Source organism: Mycolicibacterium parafortuitum, from assembly GCF_002086815.1.
Classification (GTDB): domain Bacteria; phylum Actinomycetota; class Actinomycetes; order Mycobacteriales; family Mycobacteriaceae; genus Mycobacterium; species Mycobacterium parafortuitum.
This window is the reverse complement of the sequence record NZ_MVID01000005.1, coordinates 130,057-143,497: the sequence shown is the minus strand read 5'-3', so window position 1 is coordinate 143,497 and position 13,441 is coordinate 130,057. Positions and strand designations below refer to the sequence as shown.

At 68.3% G+C, this 13,441-nt stretch carries 12 protein-coding genes, 1 tRNA gene and 1 other RNA gene; 7 read left to right on the top strand and 7 right to left on the bottom strand.

The features are described from left to right. The first annotated feature begins 12 nt into the window (after nucleotides 1–12). The 3 genes from BST38_RS08850 to BST38_RS08840 are packed head-to-tail and all read left to right on the top strand — an operon-like array spanning nucleotide 13 to nucleotide 3,105. Entirely contained in the window at nucleotides 13–1,392 is a 1,380-nt protein-coding gene (locus BST38_RS08850) for an FAD-binding oxidoreductase (protein ID WP_083142902.1), read from the top strand. Next, complete coding sequence (locus tag BST38_RS08845) at nucleotides 1,389–2,711, top strand: class I SAM-dependent methyltransferase (RefSeq protein WP_083142901.1); 1,323 nt, start codon at nucleotides 1,389–1,391, stop codon at nucleotides 2,709–2,711. Before BST38_RS08850 ends, BST38_RS08845 begins: the two co-directional genes overlap by 4 nt. A gap of 16 nt (nucleotides 2,712–2,727) precedes the next feature. After that, nucleotides 2,728–3,105, top strand: a complete 378-nt coding sequence (locus BST38_RS08840; protein ID WP_083142900.1) for a phage holin family protein — start codon at nucleotides 2,728–2,730, stop codon at nucleotides 3,103–3,105. A gap of 24 nt (nucleotides 3,106–3,129) precedes the next feature. Here the strand turns inward: BST38_RS08840 and BST38_RS08835 are convergent, their stop codons facing one another. The 3 genes from BST38_RS08835 to ffs form a co-directional block, all read right to left on the bottom strand. Beyond that, on the bottom strand, nucleotides 3,130–5,142 hold the full coding sequence (locus BST38_RS08835) for a DNA polymerase III subunits gamma/tau (RefSeq protein ID WP_083142899.1): 2,013 nt from the start codon (nucleotides 5,140–5,142) through the stop codon (nucleotides 3,130–3,132). 140 nt (nucleotides 5,143–5,282) lie between these two features. Continuing rightward, nucleotides 5,283–6,569 (bottom strand): aspartate aminotransferase type Ic, encoded by a 1,287-nt coding sequence (locus BST38_RS08830; protein ID WP_083142898.1) that lies wholly within the window; start codon nucleotides 6,567–6,569, stop codon nucleotides 5,283–5,285. Nucleotides 6,570–6,610: 41 nt separating this feature from the next. Further along, nucleotides 6,611–6,705, bottom strand: an RNA gene (ffs, locus tag BST38_RS08825) — signal recognition particle sRNA small type. 93 nt (nucleotides 6,706–6,798) lie between these two features. Between ffs and BST38_RS08820 the strand changes: the two genes are divergently transcribed. The 4 genes from BST38_RS08820 (at nucleotide 6,799) to BST38_RS08805 (ending at nucleotide 9,916) form a co-directional block, all read left to right on the top strand. Continuing rightward, nucleotides 6,799–6,884, top strand: a tRNA-Ser gene (locus BST38_RS08820). A gap of 68 nt (nucleotides 6,885–6,952) precedes the next feature. Beyond that, a complete protein-coding gene (lucA, locus tag BST38_RS08815) occupies nucleotides 6,953–7,729 on the top strand; it encodes a lipid uptake coordinator LucA (RefSeq protein WP_083142897.1) in 777 nt (258 codons plus the stop codon). Nucleotides 7,730–7,781: 52 nt separating this feature from the next. After that, a complete protein-coding gene (locus BST38_RS08810) occupies nucleotides 7,782–8,795 on the top strand; it encodes a S1C family serine protease (protein ID WP_083142896.1) in 1,014 nt (337 codons plus the stop codon). Nucleotides 8,796–8,845: 50 nt separating this feature from the next. Beyond that, nucleotides 8,846–9,916 carry an NAD(P)H-dependent amine dehydrogenase family protein gene (locus BST38_RS08805; protein ID WP_083142895.1) on the top strand — a complete coding sequence of 357 codons (1,071 nt, stop codon included), beginning with the start codon at nucleotides 8,846–8,848 and terminating at the stop codon, nucleotides 9,914–9,916. Nucleotides 9,917–9,989: 73 nt separating this feature from the next. Here BST38_RS08805 and BST38_RS08800 read toward each other — a convergent pair whose 3' ends face one another. The 4 genes from BST38_RS08800 to BST38_RS08785 are packed head-to-tail and all read right to left on the bottom strand — an operon-like array spanning nucleotide 9,990 to nucleotide 13,399. Next, on the bottom strand, nucleotides 9,990–10,742 hold the full coding sequence (locus tag BST38_RS08800; RefSeq protein ID WP_083142894.1) for a thioesterase II family protein: 753 nt from the start codon (nucleotides 10,740–10,742) through the stop codon (nucleotides 9,990–9,992). Further along, complete coding sequence (locus tag BST38_RS08795; RefSeq protein WP_083142893.1) at nucleotides 10,739–11,248, bottom strand: hypothetical protein; 510 nt, start codon at nucleotides 11,246–11,248, stop codon at nucleotides 10,739–10,741. Before BST38_RS08795 ends, BST38_RS08800 begins: the two co-directional genes overlap by 4 nt. A gap of 23 nt (nucleotides 11,249–11,271) precedes the next feature. Continuing rightward, nucleotides 11,272–12,330, bottom strand: a complete 1,059-nt coding sequence (ligD, locus tag BST38_RS08790) for a non-homologous end-joining DNA ligase (protein ID WP_083142892.1) — start codon at nucleotides 12,328–12,330, stop codon at nucleotides 11,272–11,274. Nucleotide 12,331: 1 nt separating this feature from the next. Further along, a complete protein-coding gene (locus BST38_RS08785; protein ID WP_083142891.1) occupies nucleotides 12,332–13,399 on the bottom strand; it encodes an ATP-dependent DNA ligase in 1,068 nt (355 codons plus the stop codon). Nucleotides 13,400–13,441 lie beyond the last annotated feature (42 nt).

Below are 13,441 nucleotides of genomic sequence, written 5' to 3'. Positions count from 1 at the left end.
TAGCGTATATGTGTGTCTGTTTCCCCGACCGACGCACGAGCTTCATACACTGCGGGCGTCCAGCGTTTGTTGGCGAGCTACCGCGCCATCCCGGCCGACGCCGCCGTCCGGCTGGCCAAACCCACGTCCAATCTGTTCCGCGCCAGGGCCAAGAACACCACCAAGGGTTTGGACGTCTCCGGTCTGGGCGGAGTCATCGCGGTCGATCCCGAAACCCACACCGCCGATGTGGCCGGGATGTGCACCTACGAGAACCTGGTGGCCGCGACACTGCCGTACGGACTTTCGCCGCTGGTGGTCCCGCAGCTCAAGACGATCACCCTCGGCGGCGCCGTCACCGGGCTCGGTATCGAGTCGGCGTCGTTCCGCAACGGCCTGCCGCACGAATCCGTGCTGGAGATGGACATCCTCACGGGAACGGGCGACATCGTGCGCGCCTCGGCCGACGAGAACGTCGAGCTGTTCCGCGCCTTCCCGAACTCTTATGGCACGCTCGGCTATTCGGTCCGGTTGAAGATCGAGTTGGAGCCGGTCAAGCCGTTCGTCGAACTTCGCCATCTGCGATTCCACTCACTGCCGGAACTCATCGAGACGATGGACCGGATCGTCGAGACCGGTGGCCTGAACGGGGAACGTATCGATTACCTCGACGGCGTGGTGTTCAGCGCCGACGAGAGCTATCTGTGCCTCGGAATCCAGTCCGCGACACCGGGTCCGGTCAGCGATTACACCGGAGCGCAGATCTACTACCGCTCGATCCAGCATCCGGACGGCGAGAAGCACGACCGGCTGACCATCCACGACTACCTGTGGCGGTGGGACACCGACTGGTTCTGGTGTTCAAGAGCTTTCGGCGCCCAGAACCCCCGGATCCGGCGGTTCTGGCCACGCCGGCTCCGGCGAAGCAGCTTCTACTGGAAGCTGATCGGTTACGACCAGCGCTTCGACATCGCCGACCGCATCGAGATGCGCAACGGCAGGCCACCGCGCGAGCGCGTCGTCCAGGACATCGAGGTGCCGATCGAGCGGACCGCCGAGTTTGTGCGGTGGTTCCTCGACACCGTCCCGATCGAGCCGATCTGGTTGTGCCCGTTGCGTCTGCGCGACGACCGGTCCTGGTCGCTGTATCCGATACGCCCACAGCACACCTACGTCAATGTCGGTTTCTGGTCGTCGGTGCCGGTCGGCCCCGAGGAGGGCTACACCAACAAGCTGATCGAGCACAAGGTCAGCGAGCTCGACGGCCACAAGTCGCTGTACTCGGATTCGTACTACTCGGCGGAGGAGTTCGAAGCGCTCTACGGCGGAGAGGTGTACAAGACTGTCAAGAAGACTTACGACCCGGACTCCCGTTTTCTCGACCTCTATGCGAAGGCGGTACAGCGGCAATGACCACTTTTCGTGAGCGAACCAACGATCCGACCGCGAACCCCGACGGGCGGCTGACACTGGCGGAGGTGCTGGAGATCTTCGCCGCGGGACGGTTCCCGCTGAAGTTCACCGCCTACGACGGAAGCAGCACCGGCCCCGAGGATGCGGCGATCGGGATCGATCTGCTGACCCCGCGCGGGACGACCTATCTGGCCACCGCCCCCGGTGATCTCGGCCTCGCGCGCGCCTACATCGCCGGTGACCTTGAGCTTCGCGGGGTGCATCCGGGAGATCCGTACGACCTGCTCAACTCGCTGACCGACAAGCTCGAATACAAGCGGCCACCGGCGCGGGTGCTGGCCCAGGTGGTCCGGTCGATCGGTGTCGAGCACCTCAAGATCATCCCGCCGCCACCTCAGGAGCATCTCCCCCGCTGGCGGCGCATCGCAGAAGGACTGCGGCACAGCAAGACCCGCGACGCCGAGGCCATCCATCACCACTACGACGTGTCGAACACCTTCTACGGGTGGGTGCTCGGGCCGTCGATGACCTACACCTGCGCGTGCTACCCGCACCAGGACGCCACGCTGGAAGAGGCGCAGGAGAACAAGTACCGGCTGGTGTTCGAGAAGCTGCGCCTCAAGCCGGGTGACCGGCTGCTCGACGTCGGATGCGGCTGGGGCGGCATGGTGCGCTACGCCGCGCGCCACGGAGTCCATGCCGTCGGGGTGACCTTGTCGAAGGAACAGGCGGAGTGGGCCACGGCCGCGATCGAGCGGGACGGCCTCGGCGAGCTCGCCGAGGTGCGCCACGGTGACTACCGGGATGTGCGTGAATCACAGTTCGACGCAGTGTCTTCCATCGGCCTGACCGAGCACATCGGGGTGGCCAACTATCCCGCGTACTTCCGCTTCCTGAAGTCGAAGCTGCGCGTCGGCGGACTGCTGCTCAACCACTGCATCACCCGCCACAACAACCATTCCACCGCCAGCGCAGGCGGTTTCATCGACCGCTATGTGTTCCCCGACGGGGAGCTGACCGGCTCTGGCCGCATCATCACCGAGGCGCAGGACGTCGGCCTTGAGGTCGTGCACGAGGAGAACCTGCGTCACCACTACGCGATGACGTTGCGGGACTGGAACCGGAACCTGGTGGAGCACTGGGACGAAGCCGTCGCCGAGGTCGGTCTGCCCACCGCGAAGGTGTGGGGGCTCTACATGGCCGCGTCGCGGGTGGGGTTCGAGCAGAACGCCATCCAGCTGCACCAGGTGCTGGCCGTCAAGGTCGACGAGCGTGGCCGCGACGGCGGGCTGCCATTACGGCCGTGGTGGAACGCCTGACGGCTATGCTGCGCGGATGGTGCGGTTTCTGCTGCGTGTCGCGGTGTTCCTGGGATCATCGGCGATCGGTCTGCTCGTGGCCGGATGGCTGGTGCCGGGGGTGTCGCTGTCGGTGTGGGGGTTCGTCACCGCGGTGGTGATCTTCACGGTGGCACAGGCGATCCTGTCACCGTTCTTCCTGAAGATGGCCAGCCGCTACGCCTCGGCGTTCCTCGGCGGCATCGGTCTGGTGTCCACGTTCGCCGCGCTCCTGCTCGCCTCGCTGTTCTCCAACGGGCTGAGTATCCGCGGGGTCGGATCGTGGATCGCCGCGACGGTGGTGGTCTGGTTGGTCACGGCCCTGGCGACGCTGGTCCTACCGGCGCTGGTGCTCAAGGAGAAGAAGGCCGCGTAGCTCGACTACCCGGCCGGCTTCGCGTCAGCCGTCGATCCGGCGCGCACCCAGTTCGTTCTGCAGCAACTCCAGCGCCGCTTCCTCGGGATCGCGGCGCGGAGCAGCCGGATCGATCGTGCTGGCCTCGGCCAGCATGCTCTCCTCGTCGTCGCCGTCCGGCGGTGGCGGGGGCTCGGCGGGGGCGCGTGTCGGCTCGGAGTGGGCCGGCGCGGGTGCGGCGGCGGTTCCCGGCTCGCACACCACCTTCCAGTTCACGCCGAGGGCGTCTTTGAGCGCTTCCCGGATCACGTCGGCGTTGCGCTGTTCGCACAACCGCCGGGCCAGCGGAGCCGATTCGTGGGTGAGCATCAGGGTGTCTCCCTCGACCGCACGCACGATCGCCCCCGCGAGCATCACCTCGGTGGTGCGGCTGCGCTCACGCACCTTCTCCCGCACCGTCGACCACATGCTGCGCACCGCGGCCGCATTGGGTTCGCCCGCCGCGACAGCGGCGGCCGGGGTCGCCGGGGGCGCCTCGACGGCCGGGGCGGCGGGCTGGCGCACCGGTGGGGGCGGCGCAGCGGGCGCGGCCTGAGGAGGTGGCGCCTGCCGGGGCGGCTGAGCTGGTGCGGGTGGCTGAGATGGTGCAGGCTGCGGCTGCGGTGGTGCGGGCGGCGGTGGTGCCGGAACCTGCTCGGGCGCGGCGACTCTCGGCGCAGGTTCGGGCTCGGGCCGGCGCGGCGGGACAGCCGCGGCGGGCGGCACCGGCTTGGGCTCGGGTTCGCGCGCGGGCGCAGGGGCGGGTGCCGGCGCGGGCGGCGCAGCGGCTTCGCTCTTGCGGACGAACTGCTTGCGCGGCGGCGCCTGGGTGCTCGTGGCGATCTCGTCGCTGGCCGGGATCGACAGGTCGAGCCGGGTCTCGATGCGCTCGACCCGCTGCAGCAGCGCCGCCTCGGTATCGCTGGCCGACGGCAGCAGTAGCCGCGCGCACATCACCTCGAGCAGCAGCCGGGGTGCGGTCGCGCCGCGCATCTCGCCGAGCCCGGCGTGCACCACCTCGGCGAAGCGGGTCAGCGTCGCGGTGCCCAGCTGCGAGGCCTGTTCGCGCATCCGCTCCAGCACGTCCTCGGGCCCGTCCACCACACCACGCGCGACCGCGTCGGGCACGGCCTGCAGCACGATCAGGTCGCGGAACCGTTCGAGGAGGTCGGTGGCGAAGCGGCGCGGGTCGTGCCCGGCGTCGATGACCCCTTCGACGGCGCCGAAGAGCGCCGCGGAGTCGTTGGCCGCGAGCGCGTCGATGGCCTCGTCGATCAGGGCGAGGTCGGTGGCCCCCAGCAGTGACAGCGCGCGCTGGTAGGCGACGTGGTTACCGTCGGCGCCCGCGAGCAGCTGGTCGAGCACGCTGAGGGTGTCACGGGGTGAACCGCCGCCGGCGCGGATCACCAGCGGGTAGACCGCGTCGTCGACGGTCACGTTCTCGGACGCGATGATCTTCTCGATCAGCGTGCGCATCGTCTTCGGTGCCAGCAACCGGAACGGGTAGTGGTGGGTGCGCGACCGGATCGTCGGCAGCACCTTCTCGGGTTCGGTGGTCGCGAACACGAAGATCAGGTGCTCGGGTGGCTCCTCGACGATCTTGAGCAGCGCGTTGAAGCCGGCCGTGGTGACCATGTGCGCCTCGTCGACGATGAAGATCCGGTAGCGCGACTGGGCCGGCGCGTAGAACGCGCGGTCCCGCAGTTCGCGGGTGTCGTCCACACCGCCGTGGCTGGCCGCGTCAAGCTCGGTGACGTCCATGTTGCCGGGCCCGTTCGGGGCCAGCGCGACGCACGAGTCGCACACCCCGCACGGCGTGGCCGTCGGGCCCTGCGCACAGTTCAGCGAGCGGGCCAGGATGCGCGCCGACGAGGTCTTGCCACAGCCACGCGGTCCGGAAAACAGGTAGGCGTGGTTGATGCGGCCCGAGTTCAGCGCCGTCGACAGCGGCTCGGTGACGTGTTCCTGGCCCACGACTTCGGCGAACGTCGCTGGGCGGTACTTGCGGTAGAGAGCCACGGGAGCAGGCTACCCAGTCGGTCCGACGATGCGGACGCGCCAGCGGACGAGGAGGAGACCGACCATGTGGCCAGTCGGTCCGACGATGCGGACGCGCCAGCGGACGAGGAGGAGGCCGACCATGTTCCCAGACGGTCCGACTACTCGGCGGCGAGCAGGTGCTCGACGGCGGCCAGCAGCGCACACGTCGAGAGCCCGTCGATCGCGTCGCGTAGGTCGGACGTGGCGGGGAAGGTCGGGGCGATCCGAATGTTCTTGTTGTCCGGGTCTTTTCGGTACGGGAAAGCCGACCCGGCCTCGGTCACGGCGATGCCGGCGTCCTTGGCCAGCGCAACTGTGCGCTTGGCGGTGCCGGGCAGCACGTCGAGGCTGATGAAGTAGCCGCCCTTGGGCTCGGTCCAGGATGCGATCTTCGAGTCCGCCAGCCGGTCTTCCAGGATCTCCAGCGCGAGTGCGAACTTCGGCGCGATCAGCTGCTGGTGGCGCTGCATGTGCAACCGCACCCCGTCGGCGTCGCCGAAGAACCGGGCATGGCGCAACTGGTTGATCTTGTCCGGGCCGATCGAACGCTTCCCCGCGTGCTGCAGGTACCACGCGATGTTGCCCAGCGATGCGCCCAGGAAGCTCACGCCGCCACCGGCGAAGGTGATCTTCGACGTCGACGCGAACACCAGCGGCCGGTTCGGATGGTTCGCCGCCTCGGCCAGCCCCAGGATGTCGACCTGCTTGGGGAATTCGTGGGTCAAGGTGTGCACGGCGTACGCGTTGTCCCACATGATGCGGAAATCGCTTGCCGCGGTCTGCATCTGGACCAGGCGCCGGGTCGTCTCCCACGAGTAGGTGGTGCCGGTCGGGTTCGAGTACACCGGCACGCACCAGATGCCCTTGATCGCCGGGTCGGCGGCGACGAGCTCTTCGATCAGGTCGATGTCGGGTCCGTCGTCGCGCAGCGGCACCGTGATCATCTCGATGCCGAGGCTCTCGGTGATCGCGAAATGCCGGTCGTAGCCCGGGGACGGGCACAGGAACTTGACGACGGGCTCCTGGCTCCACGGCCGCGGCGAGTCCACGCCTCCGTGGAGCAGCGAGTACACGATCACGTCGTGCATGAACTCCAGGCTGGCGTTGTTGCCCGCGATCAGGTTCGGTACCGCGATGCCGAGTAGCTCGCCGAAGATGGCGCGCAGCTCGGGCAGTCCGTGCAGTCCGCCGTAGTTGCGGGTGTCGGTGCCGTCGCGGTCCAGGTATGAGTCGGGGCCGGTGCCCGGAAGCGCAAGCAGGGCGTTGGACAGGTCCAACTGCTCCGTGCAGGGCTTACCGCGGGTCAGGTCGAGACGGAGGCGCTTGGCCTGCAGCTCGGCGTAGTCGCGTTGCTGCAGTTCGTGCTGTGCGCGCAGGTCGTCGCGGCCCAGCGAATGAAAAGACACCGCTCGCCTTTCACCGTGGTGGGTAATTCCGGCTGGAGAAATCAAGGGGACCCCGCGCACCCGCCAGAGCCCGTTGACCCTTGCTGCCTTCCGGCCCTGGGGGAGTTCACAGGATGGACGCCGCGCGGGGTCCACGGCGAGTGTAATACCCCGGCGCCCGAGAGCCATCAGCGAGCAGCTCAACGGCGGATTTGGGGAGACACCGCTGCCGTCGGCTACCATGACCGGCGGAGGATTCGCCTAGTGGCCTATGGCGCTCGCCTGGAACGCGGGTTGGGTTAATAGCCCTCAGGGGTTCAAATCCCCTATCCTCCGCACTCGCCCGGGGTGCGACCTGGTCACGGCCTTGTGGTCGCACCCCGGGCAACACATCGAGGAGGAGTATGGGCCGCACCGCTGCGGTGATCTGGCACGCATCGTTCTCAGTCGCCGCCGGGGTCCTCTACTTCTTCTTCGTACTTCCGCGCACCCCCGAACTGCTCGGTGAGACACCGCACGGACTCGGGACCGCGCTGCGCATCGTCACTGGCGCCCTGATCGGTCTGGCCGCGCTGCCTGTCGTGTTCACCCTGCTGCGCACCCGCAAGCCCGAGTTCGGCACGCCCCAGATGGCGCTGAATCTGCGCACCACCTCGATCGTGCTGCACGTGGTGGCCGGCGTGCTGATCGTCGCGACCGCGATCAGCGAGATCTGGCTGTCGCTGGATTCGGCCGGTCAGTGGCTGTTCGGCATCTACGGCGCCGCCGCCGCGATCGCGCTGCTCGGAATGTTCGCGTTCTACCTGGCGTTCGTCGCCGAGTTGCCGCCGCCGCCCCCGAAACCGGTCAAGGTCAAGGAACGCACCAGCCGACGCGGCCGCAAGCAGGCCGGCGAGGGCGCCGACGAGACTGCCGAGACTTCCGTCGTGGAGGATTCCGAGGCTGAGACTTCGGTCGTCGAGGATTCCGTCGTGGAGTCGACGGAGAGCGCCGAAGCCGAGGCGACCGACGCCGGCGTCGAGGTGGACTCCGCTCAGAACGGGGTAAAAGCCGAGGATGAGTCCGATCCCAACGCGACCGAGCCGGACGACGGCAAACTGCGCAACCAGCGCCCCAACGGCAAGGGAACGGTCCTGGGCCGGCGCCGCAGAACCCGCGGCGGCGTCGCCGTCGAGGACTGACGCGACGGCCCCACGTCGACAGTCGCCGACGTCGCAGCCAGTATTGATGGTTATGGGCCTCTTCCGCCGCCACCGCACGCTGCTGATTGCGCTGGTCGCAACCCTCGCGCTCGTCTCCCCCGCCGCCCCCGCCGCGGCCGTTCCCGGTGATCCCGTCGCGGCTGCCGCACAGGTCGAACCCGCGGTCGTGCGTATCGACACCACGGTCGACTATCAGGGCGTCGTCGGTCTCGGCACCGGTGTGGTGATCGATCAGAGCGGGCAGGTCCTGACCAACTTCCACGTCGTGCAGGGTGCGGACCGCATCGTGGGCACCGTCAACGGGCGCCCGTATCCCGCCCAGCTCGTCGGCTACGACCGTAGGCGCGACGTCGCGGTCCTCCAGCTGCTGGGCGCCGGCGGGCTGCCGACGGCACCGATCGGCGACGCGAACCTGCTGGCCCCCGGCGAGCCCGTCGTCGCACTCGGCAACGCGATGGGGTCCAACGCACCGCTGACGCAGGAGGTCGGCACCCTGACCGGGTTCAGCCGCACGGTGAAGGCCGAGGACACCTTGACCGGATCGGCCGACGAACTGACCGGGCTCTTCGAGTTCGCAGCGCCGGTGCGCGCCGGGGATTCCGGCGGACCGGTGGTCGACTCGTCGGGCAGGGTCGTCGGGATCACCACGGCGGCGTCGGTGAACTTCCGGATGGGGCCCGGCGGTAAGGGATTCGCGATCCCGATCAACGACGCGATGGGCGTCGTCGACCAGATTCGCGCCGGGGTCCGGTCCGACTCGGTCCACATCGGTCCGCCCACCCTGCTCGGGGTCGGGGTCCAGACCAGCCCGCGCGGCGGGCCCGGGGTGCTGATCCGGGACGTGATGATCGGAGGACCGGCCGAGCAGGCCGGGCTGCGGCCGGGGGACATCCTGACCGTCCTCGACGGCACACCGCTGGATTCGACCACGACGCTGACCTTGGTGCTTGACCGGCACTACCCCGGGGAGACGCTCGAGCTCTCCTGGATCGACGGGGCCGGCCAACAGCGCACCGGCACGGTGTTGCTGACGCCCGGCGTCTGATTTCCGGCAAAGCCGTTAACCGGGCTAGCCGTCAACCCTATGCTGAGCGAGTGCCCAACAATGCGTCATATCGCGTCGTCCAGTGGACGACAGGAAATGTCGGTAAGTCCTCGGTCGCGGCGATAGCCGCCAATCCGCTCCTGGAACTGGTCGGCTGCTACGCATGGTCGGACGACAAGGTCGGCCGCGACGTCGGCGAGCTCGTCGGCATCGAACCGCTCGGGGTGGCCGCCACCGCCGACATCGATGCGTTGCTGTCGCTCAAACCCGACGTCGTGGTCTACAACCCGATGTGGATCGATGTCGACGAGCTGGTGCGCATCCTCGAGGCCGGGGTGAACGTGGTGGCCTCGGCGTCGTTCATCACCGGACACAACCTGGGCGACGGACGCGACAAGCTGGCGCAGGCGTGCCAGCGGGGCGGCTCGACGCTGTTCGGCTCCGGCGTCAGCCCCGGCTTCGCCGAGCTGTTGGCCATCGTGGCCGGCACCGCCTGCGACCGCATCGACAAGATCACCATCGCCGAGTCCGCCGACACCACGCTCTACGACTCCCCCGACACCGAGCGCCCGGTCGGATTCGGCACCGCGATCGACGATCCCGGCCTGGCGCCGATGGCGTCGCAGGGCACGGCGGTGTTCGCCGAAGCCGTGCGACTGGTCGCCGACTCGCTGGGCATCGAGCTCGACGAGATCAAGTGTGTGTCCGAATACGCCCAGACCACAGAGGATCTGGAGATGGCGTCGTGGACGATCCCGGCCGGTCACGTCGCCGGGGTGTATGCCAGCTGGCAGGGAATCGTCGACGGCAGGACCGTCATCGACATCAACGTGCGGTGGAAGAAGGGGCAAACCCTGGAACCGGACTGGCAACTCGACGGGGACGGCTGGAAGATCACCATCGACGGCCGCCCGACGGTCAACATGCAGGTGGGCTTCCTGCCGCCGCAGGACATGATCGAGAACGCCAAGACGCTCGAGGACTTCTTCGTGCTCGGCCACATCATGACCGCGATGCCGCCGATCCACGCGATCCCGGCGGTGGTGGCAGCGGCGCCGGGCATCGCGACGTACGCCGACCTTCCGCTGCCGCAGCCGCGGGGCGTCGTCGCGGGGCGGTAGCGAAACCGGGCGCGCCTGGGAAACCCTGCGCCGCAACGCTATCGGGACGACCGGGTTGGACGGATCTCGAGGTTCAGCCGACGTCGCGTAGCGTCTGGGTGACCACCTCGATCACCTTCTGCGGCTGCTTCTCCAGGTAGAAGTGCCCGCCGGTGAACAGATGCACCTGTCCGCCGCCGGAGGTGTGCTGCAACCACGCCCTGGCGTCGTCTTCACTGGTCTTCGGATCGTCGGTCGCGCTCATCACCACGATCGGCGCGTGCACGGCGACGTCGGTGCCGCGGTGATACGCCTGCAGGGCGCGGTAGTCGTTGCGGAATGCGGGCAGGAACGTCGACAACAGGTCGGGGTCGTTGAGCACCCGCGGATCGGTACCGCCCAGGTCCCGCATCACGTCGATCAGGTCGGTGTCGCTCTTGCGTTCCCATTCGTCGCCGTAGCGGCTCGGCGCGCGCGAGCCCGACGCGAAGACCACCACCGGGCGACGGCCGGACAGCGATTCGTAGCGGCGGGTCACCTCGAACGCGAGCACCGCGCCCATGCTGTGCCCGAAGAACGCGGTGGGCTGCTCCGGGAGCGCGGTGAGCGCGGTGAAGACCTGGTCGGCGAGGTCGTCGATGGTCTCGACGAACGGCTCGCTGTGCCGGTCCTGCCGGCCCGGGTACTGCACGCCGTAGACGTTGAACTCGGGGGCGAGCGCGGCCGACATCGGGAAGTAGTAGCTGGCCGATCCGCCCGCGTGCGGGAAACAGACCAGCCGGATCCGGGCGTTCGGTGCGGGGTGGAAGTTGCGGAGCCAGCGGCTGCGCTGCGGCTGGGCCGTCACGGCTGGGGCACCGGTTCACCGGCAGGCGGCGGTGGTGGCGGTTCGGCCGGGGGCGGGGGCTCCTCGAAGACACGCACGACGTTGGCCGACAACGTCGCCCCGGGCGGGCCCTCAACGGTCACGTCCTTGAGGATCTCCGCCTGGTCACCACTGACGGTGAACTTGCCCTGCTGGGGTGCATGCCCACCGACCACCTCGTATTCGACGGTGAACGGCGTCTCCGGGAACGGGTGCAGACCAATGTATTTCGGATCGATGGTGTAGGTGTACAGGCAGGCCCCGGCTGCCGGGTCGCAGTTCTGCGCGGTGACCCCGACCCCGATCATGAACTCCTTCGGCGTCGGCACCGACGGCGGGGGCGGGGCCGGCGGGGTGTACCGCGGGGCCGCCGACTCCTGCAGGTCGCGATTGCCGAAGATCATGAAACCCGCGATGCCGATACCGCTGGCCAGCATCCCGACGATCGCCAGGGCAGCGAGCAGCTTTCGCAGCGTGTTGATCGGCATGCAGAGCAGGGTAACGGGCGTTGTCAGTCGGCGATGCGATTGCCGTGCTCATCCCAGTGCGCGGCCACTTTCTTGCTCGGCTGCACCCGTGGCGGTTCGCCCGGCATCTTGGGATAACTCGGCGGGTACGGCAGGTCACCCTCGCCGCGTTCCTCGTCGGCCTTGGCCATGTCCAGCAGTGTCGCGATCGACTGGGCTTTCTTGTCGATGTCCGCCCACGGGTCCGGGCGGCCGGCGACGAAGTCCGGCACGGTCAGGATGGTGTAGTCGTCGGGGTCCGCGCCGCGCAGTTCGTCCCAGGTCAGCGGCGTCGACACGGTCGCGATGGGGGTCTTGCGCGCCGAGTACGGCGAGGCGAACGTGCGGTCGCGCGCGTTCTGGTTGTAGTCGATGAACAGCCGCTTTCCCCGCTCCTCCTTCCACCAGGACGTGGTGACCGCGTCCGGGGCGCGGCGTTCGACCTCGCGGGCCAGCGCGATGCCGGCACGGCGCACCGCGACGAAGTCCCAGTCGGTCTTGATCCGCAGGAACACGTGCACGCCCCGGCCGCCGGAGGTCTTCGGGTAGCCGACCAGGCCGAGTTCGTCGAGGAGTGGCTTGAGCACGCCAACGGCCACCCCTGCCGCCTCGGGGAAGCCGGTGCCAGGTTGCGGATCGAGGTCGATGCGCAGTTCGTCGGGGTGCTCGGTGTCAGGGCAGCGCACCTGCCACGGATGCAGCGTCACGGTGCCCATCTGGGCCGCCCACACGATCGCCGACGGATGGGTGATCTTCAGCGCGTCGGCGGTGCGCCCGGACGGGAAGGTGACCGTGCAGGTTTCGAGATAGTCGGGATGCTTCTGCGGCACCCGCTTCTGGTAGATCTCCTCGCCGTCGATCCCGTCGGGGAACCGCTGCAGATGCACCGGCCGGTCCCGCAGCAGCGCGACCATCCGGTCGGCCACCGACAGGTAGTAGTCGACGAGCTTGCCCTTGGTGCCGTCCTTGCCGAGCTTCGGGAAGTACGGTTTGTCCGGGTTGGTGAGCCGGACCTTGACCCCGTCGACGTCGAGTTCTGTTGCAGCGGAGCTCTTTGCGGCCATCCTAGGAGCCTTCCAGCACGTCGTAGAGGTCGTAGTTCAGCGGGACGTCGAGCTGGTCGAAGGTGCAGCTGCCCGGATCGCGGTCGGGGCGCCAGCGCAGGAACTTCACCGCGTGCCGGAACCTCCTGCCGTCGGCGGTGTTGCCCTCCATCTGGTCGTAGGCCACCTCGCACACCTTCTCCGGGCGCACCGGGATCCAGCGTTTGTCGGCGGCTGAGTTCCAGCGGCTCGGTTCACCGTCGCGCATATCGTCTCCGATGCGCAGCGGCTCGAGGTCGGCCAGCAGTGTCAGCCGAGCCTTGGCGGTGAACGATGCTGCGCCGCCGACCATCTGCAGTTCCCCGTCGTCGCGGTAGAGGCCGAGCAGGATCGACCCGATACCCTCACCGCTCTTGTGGATCCGGTAACCGATGGCCACGCAGTCGGCGTCGCGGTGGTGTTTGACCTTGACCATCTCCCGTTTACCGGGCAGGTACGGCCCGTCGAGCCGTTTGGCGATGATCCCGTCGAGACCGGCGCCTTCGAACTCGTCGAGCCATTGCGCGCCGAGCGCGGGGTCTTCAGTGGTGCGGGTGACGTGGCACCACTGTTTGGCCGCGACCGCGTCGATCAGCGCCTCGCGGCGCGTGCGGAACAGCTCCTTCAGCAGCGACGTGTCCCCGAGGGCCAGCGCGTCGAAACCGATGAAATGTGCCGGGGTCTGCTCGGCCAGCATCCGGATCCGGGACTCGGCGGGATGGATGCGCTGGCTCAGCGATTCCCAGTCCAGCCGCGTGCGCGAACCGATCTCGCGGGGCACGACGATCTCCCCGTCGAGGACGCAGCGCGGCGCGAGTTCGTCGCGCACCGCATCGAGCACCTCGGGGAAGTACCGGGCCAGGTCCTTGCCGCTGCGGGATAAGAGAACGACGCTGTCTCTACCTGGGCCGTCGTCGCGGAACACCAGCGCGCGGAAGCCGTCCCATTTCGGTTCGTAGGACCACACGCCGGGCTCATCGGGCACTTTGGCCTGCGCCTTGGCCAACATCGGCTCCAGCGGGGGTGACACGGGCAGACCCATAGCATCCATACTCACGTAGACCCGGGTACCTCGACAATGTCATCGGCACTA